This window comes from Arthrobacter sp. Cza30, from assembly GCF_059090765.1.
On the sequence record NZ_JBNHGA010000007.1, the window covers coordinates 256,919 to 281,999 of the forward strand.

At 66.8% G+C, this 25,081-nt stretch carries 19 protein-coding genes; 12 read left to right on the forward strand and 7 right to left on the reverse strand.

What is annotated here, in order from left to right; translation table 11 throughout:
- Positions 1–232: 232 nt before the first annotated feature.
- Positions 233–1,876, forward strand: coding sequence for a RecQ family ATP-dependent DNA helicase (locus tag AC5RVZ_RS23975; protein ID WP_494068138.1), 1,644 nt, complete (start codon positions 233–235; stop codon positions 1,874–1,876).
- A gap of 55 nt (positions 1,877–1,931) precedes the next feature.
- Here AC5RVZ_RS23975 and AC5RVZ_RS23980 read toward each other — a convergent pair whose 3' ends face one another.
- Complete coding sequence (locus tag AC5RVZ_RS23980) at positions 1,932–4,841, reverse strand: PKD domain-containing protein (RefSeq protein WP_494068139.1); 2,910 nt, start codon at positions 4,839–4,841, stop codon at positions 1,932–1,934.
- A gap of 375 nt (positions 4,842–5,216) precedes the next feature.
- Between AC5RVZ_RS23980 and AC5RVZ_RS23985 the strand changes: the two genes are divergently transcribed.
- The 6 genes from AC5RVZ_RS23985 to AC5RVZ_RS24010 are packed head-to-tail and all read left to right on the forward strand — an operon-like array spanning position 5,217 to position 11,219.
- Entirely contained in the window at positions 5,217–5,957 is a 741-nt protein-coding gene (locus tag AC5RVZ_RS23985; RefSeq protein WP_494068140.1) for a hypothetical protein, read from the forward strand.
- Positions 5,945–7,351 (forward strand): O-antigen ligase family protein, encoded by a 1,407-nt coding sequence (locus tag AC5RVZ_RS23990; RefSeq protein ID WP_494068141.1) that lies wholly within the window; start codon positions 5,945–5,947, stop codon positions 7,349–7,351. Before AC5RVZ_RS23985 ends, AC5RVZ_RS23990 begins: the two co-directional genes overlap by 13 nt.
- Positions 7,348–8,586: a hypothetical protein gene (locus AC5RVZ_RS23995; RefSeq protein WP_494068142.1), complete on the forward strand. Its 1,239-nt coding sequence runs from the start codon at positions 7,348–7,350 to the stop codon at positions 8,584–8,586. The genes AC5RVZ_RS23990 and AC5RVZ_RS23995 overlap by 4 nt, the downstream gene beginning before the upstream one ends.
- Before the next feature lie 7 nt (positions 8,587–8,593).
- On the forward strand, positions 8,594–9,445 hold the full coding sequence (locus AC5RVZ_RS24000; protein ID WP_494068143.1) for a sulfotransferase family protein: 852 nt from the start codon (positions 8,594–8,596) through the stop codon (positions 9,443–9,445).
- Positions 9,446–9,447: 2 nt separating this feature from the next.
- Entirely contained in the window at positions 9,448–10,287 is an 840-nt protein-coding gene (locus AC5RVZ_RS24005) for a hypothetical protein (protein WP_494068144.1), read from the forward strand.
- The gene (locus AC5RVZ_RS24010; RefSeq protein ID WP_494068145.1) at positions 10,284–11,219 is read left to right on the forward strand and encodes a glycosyltransferase family 2 protein; all 936 of its coding nucleotides are present in this window, start codon (positions 10,284–10,286) and stop codon (positions 11,217–11,219) included. Before AC5RVZ_RS24005 ends, AC5RVZ_RS24010 begins: the two co-directional genes overlap by 4 nt.
- On the opposite strand, the gene AC5RVZ_RS24015 is transcribed toward AC5RVZ_RS24010, so the two are convergent.
- Positions 11,194–12,135 (reverse strand): sulfotransferase, encoded by a 942-nt coding sequence (locus tag AC5RVZ_RS24015; protein ID WP_494068146.1) that lies wholly within the window; start codon positions 12,133–12,135, stop codon positions 11,194–11,196. The genes AC5RVZ_RS24010 and AC5RVZ_RS24015 overlap by 26 nt on opposite strands.
- Before the next feature lie 222 nt (positions 12,136–12,357).
- Between AC5RVZ_RS24015 and AC5RVZ_RS24020 the strand changes: the two genes are divergently transcribed.
- The 5 genes from AC5RVZ_RS24020 (at position 12,358) to cysC (ending at position 19,399) form a co-directional block, all read left to right on the forward strand.
- Entirely contained in the window at positions 12,358–14,241 is a 1,884-nt protein-coding gene (locus AC5RVZ_RS24020) for a GumC domain-containing protein (RefSeq protein WP_494068147.1), read from the forward strand.
- A 16-nt stretch (positions 14,242–14,257) separates the two neighbouring features.
- Positions 14,258–15,922 (forward strand): lipopolysaccharide biosynthesis protein, encoded by a 1,665-nt coding sequence (locus tag AC5RVZ_RS24025; protein ID WP_494068148.1) that lies wholly within the window; start codon positions 14,258–14,260, stop codon positions 15,920–15,922.
- Positions 15,923–15,948: 26 nt separating this feature from the next.
- The gene (locus tag AC5RVZ_RS24030) at positions 15,949–17,007 is read left to right on the forward strand and encodes a glycoside hydrolase family 26 protein (RefSeq protein ID WP_494068149.1); all 1,059 of its coding nucleotides are present in this window, start codon (positions 15,949–15,951) and stop codon (positions 17,005–17,007) included.
- A gap of 122 nt (positions 17,008–17,129) precedes the next feature.
- Positions 17,130–18,092: a sulfite exporter TauE/SafE family protein gene (locus AC5RVZ_RS24035; protein ID WP_494068150.1), complete on the forward strand. Its 963-nt coding sequence runs from the start codon at positions 17,130–17,132 to the stop codon at positions 18,090–18,092.
- A complete protein-coding gene (cysC, locus tag AC5RVZ_RS24040) occupies positions 18,089–19,399 on the forward strand; it encodes an adenylyl-sulfate kinase (protein WP_494068151.1) in 1,311 nt (436 codons plus the stop codon). Before AC5RVZ_RS24035 ends, cysC begins: the two co-directional genes overlap by 4 nt.
- Positions 19,400–19,503: 104 nt before the next feature.
- Here cysC and cysN read toward each other — a convergent pair whose 3' ends face one another.
- The 5 genes from cysN to AC5RVZ_RS24065 all read right to left on the reverse strand — a co-directional run bounded on the left by cysN (position 19,504) and on the right by AC5RVZ_RS24065 (position 25,075).
- Positions 19,504–20,754 carry a sulfate adenylyltransferase subunit CysN gene (gene cysN, locus AC5RVZ_RS24045; protein WP_494068152.1) on the reverse strand — a complete coding sequence of 417 codons (1,251 nt, stop codon included), beginning with the start codon at positions 20,752–20,754 and terminating at the stop codon, positions 19,504–19,506.
- Positions 20,754–21,674, reverse strand: coding sequence for a sulfate adenylyltransferase subunit CysD (cysD, locus tag AC5RVZ_RS24050; protein ID WP_494068153.1), 921 nt, complete (start codon positions 21,672–21,674; stop codon positions 20,754–20,756). Before cysD ends, cysN begins: the two co-directional genes overlap by 1 nt.
- Before the next feature lie 44 nt (positions 21,675–21,718).
- The gene (locus AC5RVZ_RS24055) at positions 21,719–22,528 is read right to left on the reverse strand and encodes a 3'(2'),5'-bisphosphate nucleotidase CysQ (RefSeq protein WP_494068154.1); all 810 of its coding nucleotides are present in this window, start codon (positions 22,526–22,528) and stop codon (positions 21,719–21,721) included.
- Between the two features lie 72 nt (positions 22,529–22,600).
- Positions 22,601–24,163 carry a sugar transferase gene (locus tag AC5RVZ_RS24060; RefSeq protein WP_494068155.1) on the reverse strand — a complete coding sequence of 521 codons (1,563 nt, stop codon included), beginning with the start codon at positions 24,161–24,163 and terminating at the stop codon, positions 22,601–22,603.
- A 126-nt stretch (positions 24,164–24,289) separates the two neighbouring features.
- The gene (locus AC5RVZ_RS24065; protein WP_494068156.1) at positions 24,290–25,075 is read right to left on the reverse strand and encodes a NeuD/PglB/VioB family sugar acetyltransferase; all 786 of its coding nucleotides are present in this window, start codon (positions 25,073–25,075) and stop codon (positions 24,290–24,292) included.
- Positions 25,076–25,081: the final 6 nt, after the last annotated feature.

The window sequence follows — 25,081 nt, forward strand, 5'->3', positions numbered from 1 at the left end:
CTGGAACCAGTTTGTCCCGCTATTGGCCGACAATACGCAAGACAAGTCTGCGCTAATCATCCCACTTCAGCGGGTGCGGGGTCACCTGAGCCATGCCTTACCCGCAGGCCCCGGTCCCCCCGACCGACGGCGGGACTGCCGTCGGGCCGCCCTTGACTGCTATATACAAACCCCTGCGGATTCGTTAGAAACGAACTGGAACCCCGTCATTGACCCGACCGGCAGGAGCCTGATGCCAGAGCATTCCCGGACGCCCGACCACGACGAATTGCGCAGGGTGGCCGAAGAATCCTTCGGCTGGGACGTGCTCCGCGAGGGGCAGTTGGACGCCATGGCGGCGGCCGCCCGCGGTGAGGACGTCCTGGCCGTGATGCCCTCGGGTCACGGAAAGTCCGCCATCTATCAGGTCCCTGCCGTGGCGTTGCCGGGCACCGCCGTCGTGATTTCTCCGCTGATTGCGCTGCAGCACGACCAGGTGGACGCCATCAACGGCGATCTGGGCGCGCAGCGGGCCTTCGCGGTGAATTCGCACGTGAGGTCCTCCGCGGAACGGGCGGCGTGGGAGGCGGTGGGCGGCGGCGAGGCGAAGTTCCTGTTCCTGGCGCCCGAACAGCTGGCCCGCGAAGAAACCCTGCGGCGGTTGGCCGAACAGGACATCTCGCTGTTCGTGGTGGACGAGGCCCACTGCATCTCGTCCTGGGGACACGATTTCCGGCCCGACTACCTGATGCTGACCTCGGTGGTGAAGCGGCTGGGACACCCGCCGGTCATCGCCCTGACGGCCACCGCGTCACCGCATACGAGGGCCGAGATCGTCGACCGGCTGGGCATGCGCGACCCGTTCGTCAGCCTGCAGGGTTTCGACCGGCCGAACCTGAACCTTCAGGTCCTGCGGCATCACGAGGACGGCGGCAAGCGGCGGGCCGTGGTGGACCAGGTGGCCGAACTGGGCGGGCCGGGCCTGCTGTACACGTCCACCCGCAGGGACACCGAGAGGTACGCCGCCGAGCTGGCCGGGCGCGGCCTGCGGACGGACGCGTACCATGCGGGCCGGAAGGCCGCGGACCGGGAGGCGATCCACGAGCGGTTCCAGGAGAACGGGGTGGACGTGGTCGTGGCCACCTCCGCCTTCGGCATGGGGATTGACAAGCCGGACGTGCGGTTCGTGGTTCACGCGGACATCCCGGATTCGCTGGACAGTTACTACCAGGAGATCGGCCGCGCCGGACGGGACGGTGAGCCCGCGCGGGCGATTCTGCATTACCGGTCCGAGGATCTGGGCCTGCAGCGTTTCTTTGCCGGCGGCACCCCGGACCCGGACGAGCTCGCGGCTGTCTTCAGCGCCGTACGGGAACACGGTCCGCTCCGGCCCGCTGCGCTGCGTGAACATACCGGCCTGTCACAGCGGAAACAGTCCCGCCTGCTCAACTTCCTGGAGCACAGCGGCAGCGTCACCGTGAACCGCAAGGGCTACCGGGCGGTCGGCGGCGAAGACCCGGCGTCGGCGGCGGAAAAGGCACTGGCGGAAGCCGATACGCGACACCGCATCGACGAGTCCCGGATCGAAATGGCCCGAGGTTACGCCGAGACGGACCGCTGCCGCCGGGACTGGTTGCTGAACTACTTCGGTGAGGAGACGGACGGCTACTGCGGCAACTGCGACAACTGCGAGGCCTCGTCCGAGGCGGAGGCCGAAGCCCGGGAGGCGTCGATGCCGGCGGGCTATGAGATCCAGCGCCCGGTGAAGCACCGCGAGTGGGGACCGGGCATCGTCATGGGCACCCAGCCCGACCGGATCACGATCCTGTTCGAATCGGTTGGGTACAAGGACATCGCCCTTTCGGCCATTGAGGCGGACGAAGACCTCTTGAAATAGGCAGACCCCGCCGGCTTTTAAGCCGGCGGGGTCTGTTTGCTGCCAGTTGTTGCTGCTACGGCGTCGCCGGACGGATGACGATGGTGCCCATCACAGCGTTGGCGGTGGCGCTGTCAGCGGTAGCGGTCAGGCCACCGGCCCTGGTACCGGACACCGGGCCGTTGCTGTCGGCGACCAGCCAGCTCAGGTGTCCGGCGCCCGTTCCGGCGCCGGTCTGGCGGACCGTTACGCCGGCAGGTGCCGTCCAGGACGTCGTCGAAGCGGTCTTATCCGCCCAGTACGACAGCACCCAGTCACCGGCCGCGGCAGTCATCACCGGAGTGGTGTGGGTTGCCCGGCTCACGGTTTCCCGCTCGAACCCGAAGGACGCGGCACTGACCTGCGCCCCGCGGTAGGCCGAGACCGCCAGCGAACCACGAGCCCAGTCGGCGGTGCGCACCGTCACCGTCGCCCCGGCATCCTGCGCCGTGGCAACCTTCGAGTACAGCACCGAGCGCATGGACGTCGTCCCTACCTCCGCAGCCAGGGTCCACCCCGCCGGCGGCGTCAGCCCGACCGTGGCCGAGTTCGCCGAGAAGGCCGCGACCAGCACGTCGCCGGCCGCTACCTGCGCCGGCAACTGGACGCTGTGGTTCATCGCCGACCCGGTATTGGAGCTGGCCACCGAACCGACGAACGCAACCCTGGCAGACGGAGGCGGCTGCGAGGAACCCGATACGGTCACCGTCCGGGTCACCGAGGCGGTTGCACCGGCGGCATCCGTCACCGTCAGCGTCACCCCGTAACTGCCCGCAGCGGTGAAGGTGTGCGAGAACACCTCGCCCGTAGCCGAAGGTCCGCCCGCTACCCGCCAGGCATGAGATGCGATCGTACCGTCAGGATCGGATGACCCCGACCCGTCGAACACACAGCTCAACCCGTTGCAGTCCGCAGTGAACGACGCCACCGGCGCCTGGTTCTGCGGCGGAGCGGACGTGCTGGTTCGGGCGATGAGTGACCGGGCGGCCCAGTTGGCGCCGTCCAGGCCCGGGCCGCTGACCGCCGCGGTGGCGCCGGACACCCGGCCATCACGGCCGGCGGGTTCGGTCCAGTTCACGGCATTCAGGTTGCCGTTGGCGGAGGCCCAGTACAGGGTGTTTCCGGCCAGGAACATGCCGCTCACGTTGCGCCAGTCCACTCCCGCGGCTGCACCGGTGATGACGTGCTGCTGGGCGCCGATGGTGCCGGTGTCCAGTTCGAAATACCGCATGTACAGGTTGGGCTGGCCCTGGACCGTGTAGTACATCCGTCCGTTGGAGTAGAACAGGCCGGTCATGCCCTGCAGCTCTTGGCCCAGGTTGGCCAGTTTGTAGCTGGAGGTCTGCCGGCCGAACGTCGCCAGGTCGGTCCTGTTCAGGTTCCGCAGGTTGACCTGCTCGGCTGCTCCGATCTGGGTTCCGTTGAAGGACCGCTTTTCCATGGTCCCGTTGGCCATGGCCAGGTACAGGGAACCGCCGGCCACGAAGCCGCCGCGGACATTGGCCCAGTCCACGTTGCCTGAGGGCGCCCCGGCAACCGGAGTGGCGCTGCGGCCGTCGAAGTAGACCTGCTGGACGGCGCCCGTTCCCGACTTCAGGACATCCACGGGAAGCCGCGGTGCGCTTGCCGTCGCCGCCACATAACCCCCTGCCAACGGGAAATGCGCGATTCTGGCCCGGTACTGGGAGTTGGCGATGCGATCGGTGTCGGACCCGACCCACAGCCCGGTCGACGTGGCCAGCAGGTCGAAGACTCCACGGCCGCGGTCACGTCCGGGGTTCCACGCCAGGGCCATGCCGTTGGCAGAACTGATCACGCCAATGCCTTCGCGGACTTCAGCGCCGGGTCCCACCGCGTCACCCACGAACGGGTTGTTCGTCCAGCGGTTGTGTCCGCCAAAGTAGATGTGCGCGCCGACGTGCTCCAGGGCATAGATGCTGTCGCCGCCGACCCAGTTGACCCAGGTCGGGTCGAGCTGCTGGCCGGAGGCGGCGGTCTCCCAGCGCGCGATGCTGTCGCAGAGGCTGGGCGGACCGGAGCCATAGCCGCCAAACGTCGAGACGGCCAGGTTTGACCCGTCCGGGGCAAAGTCCAGGTCGTTCACGTAGTACGCCCGCTGGAAGTTGCAGCGGGCATCGTAGCGGTCGGTGTGCCAGTTTTGGTCCACGGAAGCCGTGGTGCCCGCGAGATTGATTTTCGCGATCTGATTCCGATCCGCACCGTTGACCGTGGCGAAGTGCCCGGTGATGAACATGGTGTTCCCGTCCGGGGTGGTATCGAACTTGTGGACGAAGACGTTGATCCCGGCGTCGCCGGTGCCGGTCGCGCCGCCGACGAACTGGAAGTTCACGGTGGTTCGCAGCGCGCCGGACGACGCATCCAGCTCGGCGAGCTTGCTGCGTTGCTGGCCGCCGATGGTGTCGAATTCACCCCCGATGAACAGCCGGCTGCCCACCAACTTCATGTCGTGCACGACCGAGTTGATCTGCCCCGGATTGAAGCCGGTGATCCGGGCGCCGTTGCTCACCGAGAGCCTGGTGACCTTCTGCACGCTGGCCCCGTTTAGGGTTCCGAACTGCCCGCCGACGTACACGGACTGTCCGTCCGCGGACGCCACCACACTGCGGACCGTGCTGTTGAAGTTCGGTGCGAACGAATTGCTGATCACGCCGGTGTTCTTGTTGAACGCAACGATGCGGTTGCGGACCAGTTCGGGACCCCCCGTGCTCGCCTGCACCCGCGTGAACGATCCGCCAAGAATGATCATGTCCCCCGCTTCCGCGATGGAGAACACGATGCCGTCGAGCACGTGCGGCGTGTAGTTGACGGGATTTGCCCGCACGACCTGGTTGTGGCTGACGTCGGCGGCCACTGCCGCGCCGGGCGTTGCCAAACCCATGCCGGCGACCAGCAATAGCCCCAAAAAGATGGATAAGAGTCTTCGCATTGTTATTCCTGTTCTCCCCCGGTTCCGCTTGCGCGGCGGAATAGCTGCGGTCCCCTCATTCGGCATCCCGGATAAACACATCCCGAGATCAAAGAAAAGACCCTAGGCTGCACCAATACTGCCGGTGATCACCGAGGGCGGAAACACTCGGCAGCGGTTTGCGGCTACCAGTTCTTCTTTCGCCCTACTCGCATTCCTCCGGACCGCTACGGGGCGAATACCCGGTTTTTCCCTCCCCGGTAACGGTGTTGGGACAGACCGGGTATTTGAAACCTTTTTCTGCACGGCCATTGGCCATACGATCGGGTCAACTTTCGTTCCCGGCGCGTTGGCTCGGGGGCGGCAGCCTCGTTGTTGAGGTTCTTGGGGGGAAGAATGAAACGAACGATTGCCCATGGCTGTGCCGCGCTCGGCCTCATCCTGGCCATGTCTGCCTGCAGCAATGGCGCGGATCCCGCGGCCGGCAACCCGCCCTCGGCGGACGGGAGGGCAAGCGGGGCTCCGGCCAAAGGAACCCGGTCCGGCGTCGGCAACGAAAAGTCGGCCACGGCGACTCCGTCACCCTCGGCCACGCCGGATGGCGCCAAGAAGAAAGCTCCTGACGCGGCCGTCAAGAAGGACAAGCCTGACGCTGCCGGCCAGAAGGATCCACTGGCTGAACTCGACCTCAACCAACACGGCAACCTGTCCGCCGAGGTCGGCGAGGCGGGAGTGCTCGGTGAACCGACCGGAAAGAAGTTTGCCGAAATGGAGGCCAGCGAGATCCAGGCCGATTTCATCTGCACGGCGGACTCCGCGCTGCCGAGCATCAACGGGCAATTCGTCGCCATTAATTTCTCGGTGAAGGCCCACCCCGAGCTGCCGGAATCCGGCTGGCCCTATTTCGCCATGTCCGTGCACGACTTTCGCGCCTGGGACGGCGAGGGCGAACAGGTAGTGGATCCGGTCGGCAACAGCGCGGGCTGTGTGCCCGAGGCCGAACTGCTTCCCAATCCGGTGAATCCGGGCGGCGACGCCGAGGGGCTGATCATCCTGGATGTCCCAAAGGGCAATGGCTCGGCGTCGTTCCGGATGGGCGGCTTCGAGGGCGCTTACGGCTGGGAATGGTCCTGGTAAGTAACGGCACAGGGGGCATCGTGATGTTGGGGGCGAAAAACCGGGTGGCGCTGCATGCGTGGCCCTTCGTGGTGTTCTTTGCCGGGTTTCCGGTGTGGTGGCTCCTGGGGTTCGGGGTGCTGGGGTTCCTGCTGATGGCGGCACCTCTGGGCTACCACCTGCTGCGCAGGCGTGCAGTGCTGCTCCCGCACGGTTTCGGGATCTGGTGGTTGTTCCTGGCGGTAGCTGCCATCGGCGTCGTCGTGCTCTGGATTCCCGTCCCGGGGCTGCTGCCCGAAGAAGGACCCGAGCGCCTCCTGCCGTGGGCCTACCGGATGGCGTGGTTCGTGGCGGTGACCATCGTCATGCTGTACATCGGCAACACCTCCGAGCGGGAACTTCCGCGCAGGCGGATCGTGCTGCTGATGGCGTGGATGTTCGTCATCACGGTTGCCGGCGGATACGCCGGACAGTTCCTGTCGCGGCTGGACTTCCCGTCCCTGCTGGAGGCGGTCCTGCCGGCCCAGCTTGCCTCTAACTCGTTCCTGAACGGCTTGATCCACCCCGGCCTGGCCCAAGTGCAGGGCATTCTGGGATTCGATAACCCGCGGCCGAAGGCGCCGTTCGAGTATGCGAATTCCTGGGGCGCAAACTTCGGCATGTTCCTGCCGTTCTTTATGCTCTCCTACGCCTATGTGCGGAACTGGTGGCAACGCGCGCTCTGGGCCGCGGTATTGGTGGCTTCGGTGCCGCCGGTTATCTTCTCGCTCAACCGCGCACTGTGGCTCGGTCTTGCCGTCCTGGCCCTGGCGGCCGGGATTAGGATGGCCCTGCGCGGCAAAGTGCTGGTTCTCATAGCCATGGCCGCCGCTTTCGTCACCGCTTTGATGACGGTACTGCTGACTCCTTTGGGCTATCTGGTGCAGGCGCGGCTGGAAAATCCGCACAGCAACCAGGGCAGGTTCAATCTGGCCAAGCGAAGTATTTCCACGATGCTGGAGGATTCCCCCGTCATCGGTTTCGGCGCCCCGCGGACCCAACAAAACAACTTCTACTCCATTGCGGCCGGCGCTACCGCCGATTGCAGCCAATGCTCACCGCCGCAGCTGGGCACCCAGGGCGCACTCTGGTACCTCATCTTCTGCACCGGCGTACTCGGTACGCTCTTCTTCCTTTGGTTCGTTGTCCGGAGGTATCTGCCGGCGCTGCGGACGCGGGACCGGGAGTCGGCCGCCATGCTCTACGTCTTCCTCTTTTTCCTCTGCGTGCTGCCGTTCTACGACACCATCGCCGCCCCGCTGATGACGCTGATGATAGGCGTCGGCTTGCTGTGGCGGCGGGAACTGGAGCAGCAGCATCCGCCCCACCTTGGGGCGAGCCACCGGAAGCAGCGATTGAAGGAGCCGGTCTCATGAAGACGATCAGCAACAGCCCGCCGATGGAGGACCTGATGGCCACCGTGGAGCAACTGTTCCCGGATTCACGCGTCAGCGCCGGCCCCGCCGGACCCGGACGGCATGCCTTCCGCCTGGTGCCCGGCCCGAGACGGCCGCGCCTGCTGGTCCCGGCCCGCTGCGGGGCGGCGGCGGCAGATGCCGTCGACCGGCCCAGCGCCAACGACTCGTTCGGCCGTTCGGCCCAACGGTGGCTGCTCGCCAAGCTGCTGGCGTCGCCGGTGGGCGGGGCGCTGATGCCGCACGGGCTGAACGTCACTCCCGGGTCCGGCTCCATCAGCGACTACTTGGCCGACGTCGTGGGCGCCCCGGTGATGCTGTCCCTCTCCGTAGGCTCGGCGAGGGCGAACCGGAAGCCGGTCCTGAACGTCCACACGGCAGAGGGGCGGGAAATCGGGTTCGCCAAGGTGGGGCTTAACGACTTAACGAACGCACTGGTGGACCATGAGCACAGCGCGCTGCGGGCCCTGGCCCGTCATCGGCCGACTGCTTTTGCTGTACCGGAGGTGATTCACCACGGCAATTGGCGCGGCAACGCCGTCCTGCTGATGACCGCGCTGCGTCCCGACAGGCGCCGCGTGCAGAACGGGGTCCCGCTGGAGGCGGCGGCGGCGATCGCCGCGACCGGCACCATCCGCTCCGGCGCCGTGGAGTCGGGGTCCTGGTTCATCCGGCTGCGGCGGCAACTAACGACGCTGCACGGCACGGGCGAGAGCGTGCTGCCGGAGCTGGCCGAGGCCTACGGCGAGCGCTTCGCCGGCTTGGACGTTCCCTTTGGCGCGTGGCACGGCGACTTCGGCGCCTGGAACCTGGCTGCCACCGCCGGGCCGCCCCTGGTCTGGGACTGGGAACGGTACGCCCGGGACGTCCCGTTGGGCAGCGACGTGGTCCATTACCTGGCCCACCCGGCCTTGCGGGCGGTGGACGACCTGGCCGCCGCACACCGGTCTTTGGGCTCCGGCTGCCGCCCGGTGCTGGCCCAGGCAGTCTGCCGCAGTGCGGGACGGGACGCCGCCCGCGACCCGGCGGTACTGGACGCGCTGGTACTGGGCTACCTGCTGACGATTACCGCCCGGTTCACCCTCGACAGCCTGACCGGGGACGGGTCCGCAGTCCGCCCCTTGGCGCGCTGGCATCAACGGGTACTGGCAGACCGGCTGGAGCATCCCGCCCTCATCACCTTCGGCAAGAAATGAGAGATCGATGACTTTGACCGAACGGCTCAGCAGCCCCGCCCGCGCTGCGGCCCGCACGGCGGCCACGTCGGTGGGCCAGCTCAGCGCCGATTTCCGAATGCGTCCGTCATTCTTGATCGCCGGCGCCCAACGTTGCGCCACCACCAGCCTGTTCCGCATGGTGGCCCAGCACCCCCGGGTGCGCCCGCCGCTGTTGAACAAGGGCATTCACTTCTTCGACACGGCGGACCGGTTCCGGCGCGGGACGCGGTTCTATGCCGGGCATTTTCCCCTGCGCCGCGGGCGCGGGCGGGAGATCACCGGCGAAGCCAGCCCGTACTACCTGTTCCACCCCCTGGCGCCCGGGCGGATCGCGCAGGTGCTGGGACCGGTGAAAATTATCGTGCTGCTCCGCGACCCGGCCGAGCGGGCGTTCTCCGCCTACAAGCAAGAGTTCGGCCGGGGATTCGAGGCCCTCGGTTTCGCCGAAGCGCTGGCAGCCGAACCGGGGCGCCTGGCCGGTGAAGAAGAACGGATCGTCGCCGACCCGGGCTATCAGTCGTTCGCGCACCAGCACCACGCCTACCGCGCCCGCGGCCGGTATGCGGCACAGCTGGAACGCATGTTCGACGCCGTCGGGCGGGAGCACGTACTGGTGCTGGACGCCGACGACTTTTTCCAGCCGGGGCTGCCGCAGTGGGGCCGGTTGCTGGAGCATCTGGGGCTGCCCGAGGGGCGCCCGCCCACGACTGTGCGTTCCAATTCCCGTCCCAGCCAGCCGATGCCGGAGCGGTTGCGCCGCCGGCTCCGCGACGATTTCGCCGCCGACGACGAACGGCTCGCCCGGCTGCTGGGCTTCACTCCCAGCTGGCGCAGATAGCGGTGGCCGAGATGAAGCTTCAGGGCAGACCCCCGCATCGGCAGGCACCGGTCCGGCAGCCGGACGGTGGACATGGATCAAGATACCGCGGCCTGATACGCGCCAACTGGCGGGCCGGCAGCGCCGTGCTTGCCGCCACGTTGGCGGCCGGGTTGGGACTCCATCTGGCCAAGGAACCGGAATACACCGCCCGCACAGACGTCGTGGTCGTGGCGGTCTCGGACCTGGCTCTCAGCGATGCCCTCGTGGTGGATGTTTCCATCGACTCGGCCGTACAGTTACTGCTCTCCGATCGGGTCTTGGGGCGGACGGCCCGCAGCATGGACTACCCGGGAGGTGCTGCCGCGCTGCTGGATGACGTAACGGTGTCGCCCGTGGTCAACTCGCGGATCCTCCAGCTCTATGTCTCGGCGCCCGAGGCGCGGACTGCGTACCGTGCGGTTGCCGCGCTGTCCGAAAACTTTCTTGAGGTGCGCAGCGAATCGCTCGCGGCGACCACTCGGGACCGGGCGGAAACAATCGCCGCCCAGAAGCGGGTCATCGAACGCAGCATGCGGGACCGGTCGATCACGGCCGCTTCGAACGTCGCTGTCCGGGGCAACACGCTCAGCCGCCAACACGCGCAACTTGAGGCAGAACTGACTGCCCTGAGCGTCCACGACCCGGAACCCGGCTATATCTCCCGGCCGGCCCTGTTGCCCGACCGCAGCAAGCGCCTGGGGCTCCCCACCGCGATCGGGTCCAGCCTGGCCGCCGGTTTGGCCCTGGCCGCGGCCGTGGCCGCTCGCAGCCAACGCCGGCACGAACAGCGGTCCCGGCCGCATGAGGGAAGGACATCATGAACACACCTACCGGGCTGCAGGTCGATGCAGCCGTCGACGTCATCATCGCCACGCACAACCGACCGGAACTGCTCCGCCAGGCGATCGGCAGCGTCATCGCCCAGGATTATCCCGGTGACATCCGCGTGACCGTGGTCCATGACCGTTGCGCTGAGGACCCGGCCCTGGCCAGCACCGAACCCCGCCGCCACGTCCGGGTCATGTCCAACCGGCGCACTCCAGGCTTGGCCGGCTCACGCAACACCGGCCTGCTCGCCGCCGACGCACCGTTGGTGGCGTTTTGCGACGACGACGACGCCTGGCGCCGGGACAAACTGGGGCAGCAGGTACAGACCATGGTCGAGCGGGCCGCCACGGCCTGTGTAACCGGCATCGAAGTCCATTACGGGGACAAACGGTTGGTCCGCATGCCAAACGTCCGGGAGATCACGGCCGGTCAGCTCACCGGCAGCAGGTTGACCGGGGCACATCCGTCGACCTATCTCCTGCTGCGCGAGCACCTCCTCGAGAGAGTCGGGTTGGTGGACGAGGACCTGCCGTATGGCTACGGCGAGGACTACGACCTGCTGCTGCGCGCCGCCCAGCACGGCAAGGTGGCGGTGCTCGGGCAGGTGGGAGCCGACGTCCTGTGGCATCCCGACGGTTCATATTTTTCCCGCCGCTGGGACGCGATGGCGGACGGCTTGGAGTATCTGATGGCCAAACACCCGGCGATCGTGGCAGACCGCCGCGGCCGGGCATGGATGCAGGGGCAGAGGGCCTTCGCGCTGGCCGCGCAGGGGAACAGCAGGGATGCCCTGCGCACGGCGGCCGGTTCATTGGCCGGCAGCCTGCTGGAACCGCGGGCCTACCTTGCGCTGGCGCTGGTGCTGAAGCTGGTCAAGGCGCCGGCGGTGGTTCGGGCACTCAACGCCCGCGGCCGCGGGATTTGAGGATCGTGCTGGTGCGCGCCGCGGCATAGGCGGCGCGCAGCGGGGCGCTGAGCACACCGGCTATCCGCCGGTCCCGGACCGGCATCTGCCGCCGCCAGGCCTCATCCAGTCGGATCGGCAGCGCGCCGGTGCGGAAGCGCATCGGGTTGCCGGCCACCGTGTGGTGGGCAGCGAGCTGCACCTCTCCCGGCGTGATGCGCTCCATGTCCGCGCCAGGATTTACGCCGGCGAATCGGAGGACATCCTGAACTGTTTCGCGAGGCTTGGCCATGAAATCCTCATAGTGGACCGTCATGACCGGAACCCGCAGCAGCGTGAGGGCGTGGAAAAGGACCCCGTAAAGGGTCCAGCGGGTGACCGCGGCCGCCGTCGAGTACCGGGGCATGAGCGCATCCGCGCCGGTGCTCTCGGGACGCCTCACGGTCTTGGCCCATGAGTACGCCACCCCGCGCGGGTCACGGACCACCAGCACGCACCGGAGCCGGATATTGGCGGCCCGAAGCAAGTATGCATAGGCGGGATGTTTGCTGGAGTCGATGATGAGACGGGCACCGCTGACCTGGGCAATCGCCCCGTACAGCGAGTCGAGCCGATGCAGGAGGCGTTCCCTGGGCTTCCTGTGTCCGGGCAACGGTAACCCGGAGGCCAGTTCCGGCAGGAAGCGGTTCCGCACGACCGCGAAGCGGTCCTGGATCGCCCGACCGGAGTCCACCCGCGTCCAGCCGCCGTAGGCGGCCTCGCCTACCTGCTGCCAGAACCCGCACTCGCTGAACGGCAGGCCGCAGCCGCAGAGTTCGTCGTCGCGCAGCCCCCGCTCCCAGAGGTGGAGCACTTCGCCCACGCCGACGGCATCCGGGCATTCCGCCAGGCAACGTTCCAGCAGGGTGGACCCGCTGCGGCCGAATCCGCCGAGCATCAGGACCGCCGGACGTTGCCGCCGTTGCAGCGCGCCGGCGTGCTTCCCCCGCGTGGCGGGCTCCGTGCGGGGCGCTCCGGCGCCCCCCGGCTTTGCCGCGTCAGCCGTCCGCGGCCTAACGGCCGGTCGACCGCTTGGCATGTTGATCCCCATCACGACTCCCCCATGGCTGGAAGCCGTTCCCCCGCGGCACGGGAATGCACCGTCCGTTCGCCCCCAGATTTGCCCATACTCACCGGGGCACGGATTCCTGTCAAGGATTTCGGGAAAACCAAGGAGCTCTTGATGAAAGCGTTAATTTTTGCCGCCGCGGGCTATTCCGCACTCTGTGGTTGTGTGCAAGACTGGGCCACACGCATCGCTTGGGGGCAGGTGGCGGGCGCTTTGTGGGGAAACTTTGGGGATGCCGGAGGCGAAAGCCTGTCGGCAAAAGTTGGGGGTTTGATCATGGACGATTCATCGGCGCGCCCAGCATTCTTTGGCCGTTCCATGCGCCGGCATTGGCTGTTGCTGCTGGCTGTGGTGCTGCTGGGGCTGCTTGGCGCCGGGGCATATGTCGCGGGCAGCGTGCCCAAATATTCATCGACCAGCGTTGTCTTCCTGGAACCGCTGGCGGGCAACCCGTTCTCGCCGGCGACGCCGCCCACGCGAAACGAGCAGCTGGCCGCGTTGACCACCGAGGCCGGGTTGGTCCACACGCAGGCCGTGGTTGAACTCGCCAGGGAATCGGTCGGCGACGCGCTCGGCGACGACGCCGGGCAGCTCATCGCCACGGAGGTGCCGTCCAATTCACAGGTAGTGCACATCACCTACACCGCCGACTCACCGGCTCAGGCCCGGACCGTGGCCGGGGCGTTGGCCGAGGCCTACCTGCAGTACCGCAGCGAGCGGGCCGCTGACGTGCTGGAGGCCCGGTCGGCGATGCACGACGAGCAGATCGCGTCTGCGACGCAACTGCTAAACCAGGCCTCCGCCGCCCTGAACACCGCGCGGACCGCAGAAAAACCAGACCAAGCAGCCGTCTTGGATCTCGAGCAGCAGGTCTCCCTGTACGCCAACCAACTGGCGGAGATAAGGCTCGAGGCTTCGGACGCGCAGGCGGGATCCTTGGACCCCGGAGACATTATCGACCCGGCCAGCCTTCCCACCGTGCCTGACGGCGTGGACCCGCTGCTGATTGCCGGGGGGATAGTCCTCCTGGCCGTGGCAACGGGCATCGGGCTCGCTATGTGGCGCGAGCACCTTCATCAGCGGATTCTTGACGGACCGGATCTGGTTGCCGCAGGAATAGGCCCGGTGCTCGGCACGGTGGAACCCCTCGCGGCAGAGGGTAATGCGGAGGCCGCCCTGGACGACTATCGCCGGCTGAGCAACGCGTTGCAGCGGGTGACGTTCCTGCCGAACAACACTGTTCTGCTGGCCGGTCTCACGGAAGGAACGGCGGCGCGGCAGGTCTCCGAAGGGCTGGCGCAGGCGTTCGAGGAGGCCGGTCTCCGCACCGTGGTCGTGATGGCGGACGGCACGGCACTGATCAATGGCAAGCGGGCCGCTTCCGCCCACGGTGGCGGCTCGGCAAGAAATGGCCTGAGCGAGCTCCTGAATGGCCAACTTCCGCCCACCGAGGCCCGGACGCTGCTGGTGCAGGTCTCCGAGCACGTGTCTGTGCTGGAAACGGGGCGGGAGCCGCAGCGCCTGTCGGCTCTGGTCCAGCACCGTGCCCTGGCCACGGTGCTGGCCACGCTGCAGGACGCCTCGGATTTGGTGCTCGTTGTTGGACCGGCGGTCGACTCGGCCACCGGCGGCTCGCTGATGCGCGCTTGCCGTGAGGCGGTGTTGATCGCGGCACTGGGCCGGTCCACGGCCATGGAAGCTGCGGCCGCCCGCGAACTGCTGGGCAACGGTGGTGCCGCAATGCTTGGGTCGGTGCTCCTCCGCCGGAGTTCCCGGCGACGCAAAGCCACGCCGCCCCAGCCCTCGCTTCAGCGCCAGGAAGCTGCCGGCCCCGAACCGGTAGCGGTCGGCGGATCCGACGCCGATGGGAGCATGTCCGACGAACCAGGCACAACCGAGACCGGTGAGCGGTCCCGGCCGCTCTCCCGCAGCTGACCCGGTGGCGTCATCCGTGTTCGCCAAGGGAAACGGGCCCGTCCGGCAGGATGACGACGACGGCCAGGCTGCAGTCCGCCGGATAGCACGCTCCGGCAGCGTGAACATCCTGGGCAGCGGGGTCTCTGCCGGGACGAACTTTGTGCTCATCGTCCTGATCTCCCGGCTCTGGGACCTGGAGACCGCCGGTTCCCTGTTCGCCGTGACGTCGCTGTTCCTGATTGCCTTGGCATTGTGCCAGCTCGGCGTGGACCAGGGGCTCATCCGGTTCATCGCGTGGAACAACGCCCGCGACGAGAGCAGGCACAACCGGCGGCTGGTTGTGGAGGGCCTGCTGGCCGCGCTGGCCGCCAGCCTGGTCGTGATGGCCGCCGGCATGTTGCTGGCCGGCCCACTCGGACAGTTGCTCGGTGGCGCGCCGGCGATACAGAACGTGATTGTGGTGTTCGCGGCCGCGCTGCCTATCGGCGCAACGTACGAGCTCCTGTTGGCCGTCTCACGGGGACTGGCGCACATGCGGCCGACGATCGTCGTCGAGCGCCTGCTGCGCCCCTGCCTGCAGCTTGCCTGCGTCCTGCTGGCAGGCGTCTCAGGTGCCGACGCCGTGGGGCTGGCCCTGGCGTGGACGGCACCCTACCTGCTGGGCCTGGTTCTGGCGGCGGCCGGGCTGCTGCGGATCCTGCGGGTGACGCCGGGCTTGCTGACCGGCGCCCCGTCGGGAACGGCCGTCGTCGACCACCCCGTCGAGGCCAACGCAGCACGCGCCGCGTTTTGGAAGTTTACCGTCCCCCGCGGCCTGGCCCGGCTGGCGCAGGTCGGGCTGCAGCGTGCGGACATCGCGCTGGTGACGGTGCTCGCCGGTCCATCCGCCGCCGCACTGTACACCGCGGTGACGCGATTTTTGGTCATGGGCCAGATGGCCACCAGCGCGATGCAACAGGTCAGTGAACCGCAGCTGGCGCGGCTCCTGGCGCGCGGACAACTGGACCAGGCCAAGATGGTGGCACGGAAGATGACCCTGTGGGCGGTGATGTTGACCTGGCCGGTGTACCTCTTGATCACCGCGTATGCCGAATGGCTCCTGGAGCTGTTGTTCGGTTCGTCCTTCGCCGTCGCGGCCGGAAGCCTGCAAGTGCTGGCCTGCGCCATGCTCATCGGCGCGGCCATGGGTCCGCTGGACGTGTTGCTGTTGATGGCCGGCCGGAGCAGCCTGTCGCTGATCAACATCGCGCTGGCGCTGGCTGCCGATGTGGTGCTCTGCCTGTTGCTGGTCCCGGTGCTTGGAATCTTCGGTGCGGCGGCGGCGTGGGCCTCGGCGATCGTGCTCAAGAATGTGCTGTGCCTGATCCAGGTGCACCGGACGCTGCACCTGGTGCCGACCTCGCGGGAGGTCCTGGTGATGGCCGCCTTCCTGCTGCTGGTCTTCGGTGCGGCCCCGTGGCTGGCCGCACATCTGCTGGTCTGGCCGCCGGCGGCCCAGGTGGCGGTGCTGGCGGCAGCCGCGGTGCTTTATGCGGCGGCGGTCTGGCGGCGCCGGGCATCCCTGCTGAACGGAACGCGGCTGCGGGAAGTTCCGGAGGCCCCTGCCGGGCCGGCTGGCACTCCCGCGGGCGGCCGGGGCGGCCCGGTCAGCCCGGTCAGCCCGGTCAGCCCGGCGGAGGCTGCCACTCATCCGTTGTGAATGCCCACGCCGGAGGAGGATTGCAGATGAGACGACGTGTGTTGGTCGCATCCGTTGCTGCCGTGGTGTCCCTCGCCTCCTGCTCGCTGCACTTTCCGCAGATGGATCGGCGGGCGCAGCCGGCCTGCAACATCCTGCTCGGCGTGGCCCCCAACCCCCTGCCGGGTCAGGACTGGGACGCCGCCCTGACGGATTTTGAAGCAGCGGCCGGACGGAATGTGGACCTGGTGCGCTATTACAAACGAGGCCAGGAGAAGTTGTTTCCCGACGAGATCGAGCTCGCACGCAGCAGCGAACCTGGTCGAAACAGGATACTTTTTTACAACTGGAAACCAGACGGGCTGACGTGGCGCCAGGTTGCAGACGGCGACGCCGATGATTTCCTTGTCCCGTTGGCCCGCCGCTTGGCCGCACATGAGGATCAGCCGTTTTTCCTGTCGCTGAATGCGGAGATGGAAGACGAGGTGGACAGGGACCCGGATTCCGGCCAGACTGCCGATGATTTCCGTCGGTTCTTCCGCCATGTCGTGTCGACGCTGCGTACCAACGGCGCGGACAACGTGGTGACGGTGATGAACTACACCGGTGCCGAAAAGTGGGCCCTGAAAGACTGGTTCGGCGACCTGTACCCCGGCGACGACGTGGTCGACTGGATTGCGCAGGATCCTTACGCCTATGCCGAATCCGGCACCACCGACCTGGCGGGGCTCGTCAACCGCTCAAGTGGCGGGGCCTGGCCCGGTTTCTATGACTGGGCGGCCGAGCATTACCCGGACAAGCCACAGATGCTCGCCGAGTGGGGTGTTGCCGCCGACCTGCCACCGGCCGGCGCCAAGGCCGACTTCTTCCGGAGCGCAGCCGATGACCTGGCTGAATTGCCGAAGCTGCGCGCGTTGATTTACTGGAACTATTCCGGCCCCACACAGGAAGACCATCTCGCGGTGGGAGACACATCCATTGACTCGCATCCGGACGATTTGGCCGCTTTTCGCGAATTCGTCGGCGAAGACGTCCTGAATTCTCCTTCTGCGTGCCGTCTGGCGCACGATTTAAGCGGCAGCGGCGCGGGCTTGCGGGGTGAATAACAATGGGACGCGTGTGATATTCAGGCCCATTTTCCTGCCGCGGGAATTGGGGTAGCTACTCCAGTAGCGGCACGGGAAAATACTCTATTTCCCCGGCGGCAGGGCTGCAAGAATATCGTTTCATGGACGTTACTATCGGCTTCGCCGCGTTCGGCATCGGCATAGTCGTCGGGCTGACCGGCATGGGCGGCGGCGCTTTGATGACACCGATGCTGGTGCTCTTCTTCAATGTTCCGCCGCTGACGGCCGTCTCCAGTGATCTCCTGGCCAGCGCAGTCATGAAGCCGGTCGGATCGGCGGTGCACCTGCGCCGAAAGACCGTCAACCTGCAGCTGGTTAAGTGGCTGGCTATCGGAGCCGTTCCTTCGGCTTTCTGCGGTGTCCTGATACTCAAGGCGCTCGGCGACGACGCCCGGGTCCAAGACGGAATCAAACTCGCCTTGGGCTGCGCCCTGATGCTCACCGCCGTGCTTTTGGTCGTCCGTGCCTACATCCGGTTGGTCGAACGAGCCAAATCACGCGACGGGCAGGGCGCGAAGCTGCCGCTGGATAAACCGGAAGTAGCCGCCCGGATCCTGCCGACGGTGCTGCTCGGCGTCGTCGGCGGCATGATCGTCGGCCTGACGTCCGTCGGGTCCGGTTCGATCATCATCATCGGTCTCATGATGATCTATCCGGGGCTCAAGGCTTCCCAGCTGGTGGGCACGGATTTGGTGCAAGCCGTACCGCTGGTCATGGCCGCTGCCGTCGGCCATATGCTGTTCGGATCGCTGGACCTGGGGATTGCCCTGCCACTCATTCTGGGCAGCATTCCGGGTGTTTGGGTGGGGGCGCAGATGTCGTCCCGGCTCAGCGGGGGTTTCGTCAGGCGGGCCCTGGCCTTCGTCCTGCTGGCTTCCTCGCTGAAGATGCTCGGCGTTGAGAACACCGCCACGGGATTCATCCTGGTCGCGGTCTTGCTGGTGGCACCGCTGGTGTGGATGTATGTCCGCCGGCGCCGGGGTTTCCCTGCCCTGGCCTGGACCGAGAAGCACGAACGCGTCCGCGCGGCCGCCGGCCAGCCGGCGTCGGAGGTGGCGCAGTGAGTGACTGGTCCGACTCCCTGCATGAGCCGGTTTTCGCGTTGTCCGGCGCCAGGCTTGACGAGCTCGAGCTGCTCACGGGCGGCTTGTTTGCGCCGGCGGACGGCTACTGCCGGCCGGGCAACAGACCGGACGGCTGGCCACACGAATTCACGTTGCCAGTGCCGTCCGATATCGCCCGGGAAGCCGCCGCCCAAGGCGCCCTTCTCCTGTCTGATCCGGAAGGTACGCCGCTTGCCCGGCTCACTGTTGTTGAATGCGTCAGCCACGGACAGCCGGATGCGGAGGCGGCGTGCCCGGGCGGCAACGGTGTCCTCTATGTGAGCGGAACACTGAAGCCGTTACAGCCGGCAGAGCACCCGCCGGCGCGGAGACTCCGCTTGACCGCTCCCCTGTCGGGGGCGGACGGCCCCTCCCTGGTTGCAGCGTTCGGCGTATTGCCGGAGCCGGGACAGATCGCCAAGGCGGTGGCCGCCGCATATGAGGCCGACTGCCGCCTGTTACTGACAGCCGTGGTCAGCAGCTCCGCCTCCGCCACAGGGAGACTCAGGAACCTGCTGGACGGCCTGGACGCGTGTGCCCAAGAAGTTTTCGGGGCCGTGGTGCGTTTGCTGGTCATACCGGATGCAGAGGACCATTCCCTGCTGCGGAGCCATGCGCTGGGACGGCTCGGCGCTGCGGCTGTCCTTGATTTCGCTGCGGATGCTGTGCCCGGCACCTCACCCGCGCGGCTCGCCGCCCCTGCGGCTGCAGCGCGGCGGGAGGGCCTGGTGGTGTTGTTCACGGGGCTCTCCGGCTCCGGCAAGTCGACCTTGGCCCGCCGGTTCGCCGAACGTCTGCAAAGTTTGGATGAACGCGAAGCCATCCTGCTGGACGGTGACGAAATGCGCCGGATGTTGTCGGCGGGGCTGGGCTTCTCGCCTGCCGATCGTGAGCTGAACGTCCGCCGGATCGGTTGGGTGGCGGCACAGATTTCACGGGCCGGGGGCATAGCGGTCTGCGCCCCGATTGCGCCCTTCGAAGCTACACGCCGGGAGGTTGCGGCCATGGCCCGGGAGGCGGGCGGTTACCTTTTGGTGCACGTCTCGACCCCCCTAAAGATCTGTGAGGCCCGCGACAGGAAGGGGCTGTACGCGAAGGCGCGGGCCGGCCTCATTCCAGATTTCACCGGCGTCAGTTCACCCTACGAGACGCCGCAAGACGCCGATTACGCGGTAGACACTTCCCGGGTCGACGTCGAGGAGACGGTCACGGAGCTCCTCAACCTGGTCGTATCCGGGAAGATGCCGGCTACTGCCTCCAACGGCTAGCGCCCCCGCCGGCCTTCGACAGGGCTTCGAGTTCAGGCCACGATGCCTGCAACCCTGCCCGTGGCTGGAATCCACGGACAGGGCTGCTGGTGCAGGCGCCGGTATCAGGCCGTGGCGACGATCATCCCGGCACCGACCGTCGCATTGGTGGCCTCGTCGATCAGGATGAAACCGCCGGTCTGCCTGTTCCTCCTGTACTCGTCCGCGAGCAACGGCGATGTGGTCCGCATCCTGATCCGGCCGATTTCGTTGAGGCTGAGCGAGTCGGGGTCGGGCCGGCGATGCAGGCTGTTAATGTCCAGCCCGTACTGCAGGTCCTTGACCAAGGCCCGCGCACTGCGGGTGGTGTGTTTGACTGCAAGCTTCTGCCCCCGCTGCAGCGGCTTGTCACTCATCCAGCACACCATCGCCTCGATGTCCTGCGCCACGGCAGGCTTGTTGTTTGGCCGGCAGATCATGTCGCCGCGGGAGATGTCCAAGTCGTCTTCGAGCCGCACGGTAACCGACATGGGAGCGAAGGCCTCGTCCACCGGCCCGTCCGGCGTATCGATGGCGGAAATCCGCGAGGGCAGGCCGCTGGGCAAGACGATCACGTCGTCGCCGACCCTCATGACGCCGCCGGAGACCTGGCCGGCATAGCCGCGATAGTCGTGGTTGCGGTTCTGGTGTGGCCGGATCACGTACTGCACCGGAAAGCGCACGTCCACGAGATTGCGGTCACTCGCGATGTGCAGGTTCTCAAGATGGTGCAGCAGCGACGGCCCCTCAAACCACGGCATGTTCTGCGACCGTGAGACAACGTTGTCGCCCTGCAGCGCGGATACCGGGATGATCGAGAGGTCGGTGATTTCCAGCTTGCTGGCAAATCCGGTGAACTCCTCGCGGATCTGCTCAAACACTTCCTGCGACCAGCCCACCAGGTCCATCTTGTTGACGGCCAGCACCAGGTGCGGCACCTGCAGCAGCGACACGAGGAAGGCGTGGCGCCGGCTTTGTTCGACCAACCCCTTTCGGGCGTCCACCAGGACGATCGCGACGTCCGCCGTGGAGGCGCCGGTCACCATGTTGCGCGTGTACTGCAAATGACCCGGGGTGTCGGCAATGATGAACTTGCGCTTCGGCGTCGCGAAATACCGGTAGGCAACGTCGATCGTTATCCCTTGTTCCCGTTCGGCGCGCAGCCCATCGGTCAGCAATGCCAGGTCTGTGTACTCGTCGCCCCGTTCCCGGCTGGTGCGTTCGATGGCTTCCATCTGGTCACTGAAAATGGATTTCGAGTCGTAGAGCAGGCGCCCGATCAGGGTGCTCTTGCCGTCGTCTACCGAACCCGCAGTGGCAAAGCGCAACAGATCCATCAGAAATACCCTTCCTTCTTGCGGTCTTCCATGGCCGCTTCGCTTACCTGGTCGTCCCCACGGGTGGCGCCGCGCTCGGTGATGCGGGTCGCCGCCACCTCGGAGATCACGTCCGCAGCCGTCGTTGCGGTGGAGCGGACGGCGGCGGTGAGGGTGGCGTCGCCGACGGTGCGGTAGCGCACTGTCTCCCTGAAGGTCCGCTCGTTGCCTCGCGGCTGACAGAAGCGATGCACCCCGAAGAGCATCCCGTTGCGTTCGAAAACTTCCCGCTCGTGTGCGTAGTAGATCGGCGGGACCGTGATCTGCTCGTGCGCGATGTAGCTCCAGATGTCGAGTTCCGTCCAGTTCGAAATGGGGAACACGCGGATGCTCTCGCCCAGATGGATTCGGGGGTTATACAGGCCCCACAATTCCGGACGCTGGTTTTTGGGATCCCACTGGCCGAATTCGTCACGGAACGAAAAAACCCGTTCCTTGGCCCTGGCCTTTTCCTCGTCACGGCGCGCCCCGCCCATGAGTGCGTTGAACCCGTATTTTTCGGCAGTCTCCAGCAGGACCGCTGTCTGGATGCGGTTGCGGGACCCGTTGGGCTCCTCCTGCACCAGCCCCCGGTCGATGGCATCCTGCACCGAGCCCACCACCAGGTTCACGCCGAGTTCGGCAACCAAGGAGTCGCGGAACTGCAGGACCTCGTCGAAATTGTGGCCGGTATCGATGTGCACTACCGGGAACGGTATCGGCGCCGGCGCGAAAGCCCTCGCCGCGAGATGCAGCATGACGATCGAATCCTTGCCGCCGGAGAACATAAGCGCCGGTTTCTCGAGTTCGGCCGCGACTTCACGGATGATGTAGATGGCCTCCGATTCGAGGAGCTTGAGGTGGCTCACCCTATAGTGCGGTTTGACCGTCGAATCGTTCATTTCTTGCTTCCCCCTTTTTGTTCGTGCAGCCGGTACGCCGCGGGCTAGGTCCGGGACACTAGGCTGAGCCGCTGCAACAGGTCGCCTGCCAGTTCCTGCCGGCAGACCAGCAGATCGGGCAGGAACGCGCCCGGCTGGTTGTAGAGCAGCGGCGAGCCGTCCAGTCTGCTGGCATGCAGGCCCCGGCTACGGGCCACGGCTACAGGTGCCGCCGAATCCCATTCATATTGACCGCCGCTGTGCAGGTATGCGTCCGCCTCGCCGCGGATAACAGCGGCGATCTTGTAGCCCGCAGAGCCCATCGGCAACACTGCCGCGCCCGTTTCCTCCACCAGCCGGCCAATGACGGCGGGAAACCTGGTCCGCGATACTGCGATCCGCAACCGGCGGGCCGGCGGGAAGCGGGACGGTTGCAACCGGACTGCAGGGTCCGAAGTATCCAGGGTCATGGAAAGTCCCGGCAGCGCGACGGCCCCCGCGCGCAGGTTTCCCCTGCACCACAAGGCCACGTGGACCGCCCAGTCCCGGCGTCCTTCGGAGAATTCGCGGGTGCCGTCCAGCGGATCGATAATCCAGACCCGCTCAGCCCGCAAGCGCGCCGGATCGTCCTCGCCTTCTTCCGAGAGCACCAGGTCCTCCGGCCGGGACCGTCGAAGCGCTGCGGCCAGCAAATCATGCGAGCGGGCATCACCTTCTGTTTTCAGCCGCTCGGCTGTCCACCCCCGGGCCGCGGCGTCCCATTGCAGTTGCCGCAGCATGGTCCCGGCCCTGCCCGCCAGCTCCGGCGCCAGCGCGGTATCCGGGACATACCGTCCCAAATCCAAGCGGTTGACCGCCTGTATCTCCGCCCCCATCGTTTCCCCCTTCACCGTTTGGTCCGCTTGTTCCTGCTTGCAGCGAGCGCTTATCGCATGGACAGCGGGCCCTCAATACGCCCCGGTTGGATTCACCATCACCTTCAACGTGCGCCACATGATCATGAGGTCCCCGGTCAGGGACCAGTTCTCCACGTAGTAGAGGTCGAGCCTGACGCTTTCGTCCCAGCTCAGGTCGGACCGGCCGTTGATCTGCCAGAGCCCCGTCAGCCCGGGCTTGATGTAGAGCCGGCGGCCGACATGTCCCTCGTAGCCCGCCACCTCCGATGGCAGCGGCGGCCGGGGGCCGACCAAGGACATTTCGCCCCGCAGGACATTGAGGAATTGCGGGAGTTCATCCAGCGAGTACTTGCGCATCCAGGCACCGACCCTGGTGACACGAGGGTCGGAGCGGAGCTTGAACAGCGGCCCGCTGCCTTCGTTCAATGCCTTCAGGCTTTCAAGTTGCGCTTCGGCGTCAACGGTCATGGACCGGAACTTGAGCATCTCAAACGTCTGTCCGCTGCGGCACACCCGACGTTGCTTGAAGATGACACTGCCGGGCGTGTCCCAGCGGATCAGTGCGGCGAGCACCGCGAAGAGCGGGAGCAGGATAACAAGCGCGGTGGCGGAAACCACGACGTCGACGATCCGCTTGAGCAGGTACCGGTACCCGGAGAACTGTGGCATCTCGACATGCATCAGCGGCAGGCCCTCCACCGGACGCATCTGGATCCGGGGGCCTGCGACGTTGGTCAGCGACAGCGCGACCACCAGCTCGGTGGCGCTCTCCTCCAGCCGCCAGCCCAGTTCCCGCAGGTAGCCGCTGCGCTGCCCCACCTGCCCGGCCACGATGACCGCGTCTGCGCCCAGGATTCCCACGGCTCGTTCGACGTCGTCCAGGCCGGCCACTACGGGGACTTGCCGAGCCGCGAGGGCGTTGCCGTCGGCCGGAACGCCGTCCAGCGCTGCCCCCACCACCTGATACACGGCGCCGGATTTTTTCGCGATCTGGTCGATGACGTAAACGACGTCGTCGTAGGCACCCAAGACGACGACCTTCGAGAGATAGTGCCCGTTCTCCCGCTGCATCGTCAGCCACCGCCGCCAGCCCCAGCGTCCCGCCAGCAGCGCGACGACGCCCACGGGTACCCCCGTCACGAATAGTGGGGCCAACTCGTCGGCTTGCAGGGCCAGGAGCACGACTGCGAGCATGCCGAAGGCACCGGAGCTTGCCCTGATCACCTTCTTGTATTCGCTGGCTCCGACACCGATCACCCGCAGGTCCCGGGTCTTGCCCACTGCAAGGGCACACGCAATGACTGCACCGGTGGCCAGGGCCAGGGCCGCACCGCCCCTGGTCACCTGCTCACCGGCGAGCAGCAGGGCCATCCCCACCGACAGCAGGATGATGGCCGTGTCCGTTGCCAGCAGTTTGGCCTGGTAGCGACGGGCCCACGGCTTGGACGTGCCATCGCGGATGCCGAGGCGTGGCAGAGCCGGCTTCGGGAGCGTGGGGATGGCGAGTTTGGGCGTGGCCGGCGTCTCGAACCCGAACGTTTCCGCGGCGACACCCACGAGTGGGGCGACCGTGCGTTGCAGGTAGCCGTCCGCGGACACCTGGGCATCATGCATGGCTCGTGTTTCCCTTCACCAGCCGGAAAATCCGGCGTGTTTGTCGTGGACCGGTACGGAAAGGAGCGGCGGCGGCCAGAGTCGGCGTGCCGGCGACCTCGGAAAGAACCGATGTTTTTGCCGCTCTCATAACGCCCTCTGCAGAGCTGCCGCCGCAGCCAGTCGTTCGAAAGCCGAGCGGCGGACGCTTCCCTGCGCGCTTCGGCCGGACGTGGCATCCTGCGGTCCCCCGCCATAAGAGAGTTCCCGTGGGGCCCGCCGGTTTCCGGAGCCCGCTATCGGGCGTGCGGGCACTCCCGCCCAGCATTCTTCGTGCGGCACGTCGTCCAAAACCGCCGAACCCATGCCCACCGTGGCGTCCCGGCCGATGGCAACACCGGAGGCGACACTACAACGCATCTCTAGCCAAGCACCGCGTCCAACTTCCACCTGGCCGGCCAGGGCAGCCCCTGCCCCCACGGTGGCAAATGCCGACACTACGACATCGTGCGCCAGCGACACCCGCGGCATCACGACGACGTGTTCTCCAAGGGTCACTCCCGCGGCCACAACACTTTCCGCCAGGACAAGGGTGCCTGCGCCTACCCGTACGCCGGCCGCAAGAGGTGCTCGGAGGCCTATGAAGGTGGCGTAACGTTCCGACCCGGCTCCACACTCCGCCAGTCGGTCCACCAATTGCTGGCGGATGGTCGGTGATTCGTGGCATACCAGGAGCCGGCAATCCGGATACCGGCGCACCGCTTCGGCAGGTCCGATGACTTGCACACCGTCCAGGTAACGACCATGCAGGCCCGGGTCCTCGTCGATCATGCCGACGACGTCCCAACCACCTGCAGAGCGCATCAAAGACAGGACTTCCCGGGCCAGTCCTCCGGCAGCCACCAGCAGCACACGAGTCGCAGAATCCCCCATGGCACA

What these genes read in the sequence shown, in the direction of transcription:
- AC5RVZ_RS23975 (WP_494068138.1), top strand. Translation starts at nt 233, where the DNA reads ATGCCAGAGCATTCCCGGACGCCCGACCACGACGAATTGCGCAGGGTG.
- AC5RVZ_RS23980 (WP_494068139.1), bottom strand. Translation starts at nt 4,841, where the DNA reads ATGCGAAGACTCTTATCCATCTTTTTGGGGCTATTGCTGGTCGCCGGC.
- AC5RVZ_RS23985 (WP_494068140.1), top strand. Translation starts at nt 5,217, where the DNA reads ATGAAACGAACGATTGCCCATGGCTGTGCCGCGCTCGGCCTCATCCTG.
- AC5RVZ_RS23990 (WP_494068141.1), top strand. Translation starts at nt 5,945, where the DNA reads ATGGTCCTGGTAAGTAACGGCACAGGGGGCATCGTGATGTTGGGGGCG.
- AC5RVZ_RS23995 (WP_494068142.1), top strand. Translation starts at nt 7,348, where the DNA reads ATGAAGACGATCAGCAACAGCCCGCCGATGGAGGACCTGATGGCCACC.
- AC5RVZ_RS24000 (WP_494068143.1), top strand. Translation starts at nt 8,594, where the DNA reads ATGACTTTGACCGAACGGCTCAGCAGCCCCGCCCGCGCTGCGGCCCGC.
- AC5RVZ_RS24010 (WP_494068145.1), top strand. Translation starts at nt 10,284, where the DNA reads ATGAACACACCTACCGGGCTGCAGGTCGATGCAGCCGTCGACGTCATC.
- AC5RVZ_RS24015 (WP_494068146.1), bottom strand. Translation starts at nt 12,135, where the DNA reads ATGCTCGGCGGATTCGGCCGCAGCGGGTCCACCCTGCTGGAACGTTGC.
- AC5RVZ_RS24030 (WP_494068149.1), top strand. Translation starts at nt 15,949, where the DNA reads ATGAGACGACGTGTGTTGGTCGCATCCGTTGCTGCCGTGGTGTCCCTC.
- AC5RVZ_RS24035 (WP_494068150.1), top strand. Translation starts at nt 17,130, where the DNA reads ATGGACGTTACTATCGGCTTCGCCGCGTTCGGCATCGGCATAGTCGTC.
- cysN (WP_494068152.1), bottom strand. Translation starts at nt 20,754, where the DNA reads ATGGATCTGTTGCGCTTTGCCACTGCGGGTTCGGTAGACGACGGCAAG.
- cysD (WP_494068153.1), bottom strand. Translation starts at nt 21,674, where the DNA reads ATGAACGATTCGACGGTCAAACCGCACTATAGGGTGAGCCACCTCAAG.
- AC5RVZ_RS24055 (WP_494068154.1), bottom strand. Translation starts at nt 22,528, where the DNA reads ATGGGGGCGGAGATACAGGCGGTCAACCGCTTGGATTTGGGACGGTAT.
- AC5RVZ_RS24060 (WP_494068155.1), bottom strand. Translation starts at nt 24,163, where the DNA reads ATGCATGATGCCCAGGTGTCCGCGGACGGCTACCTGCAACGCACGGTC.
- AC5RVZ_RS24065 (WP_494068156.1), bottom strand. Translation starts at nt 25,075, where the DNA reads ATGGGGGATTCTGCGACTCGTGTGCTGCTGGTGGCTGCCGGAGGACTG.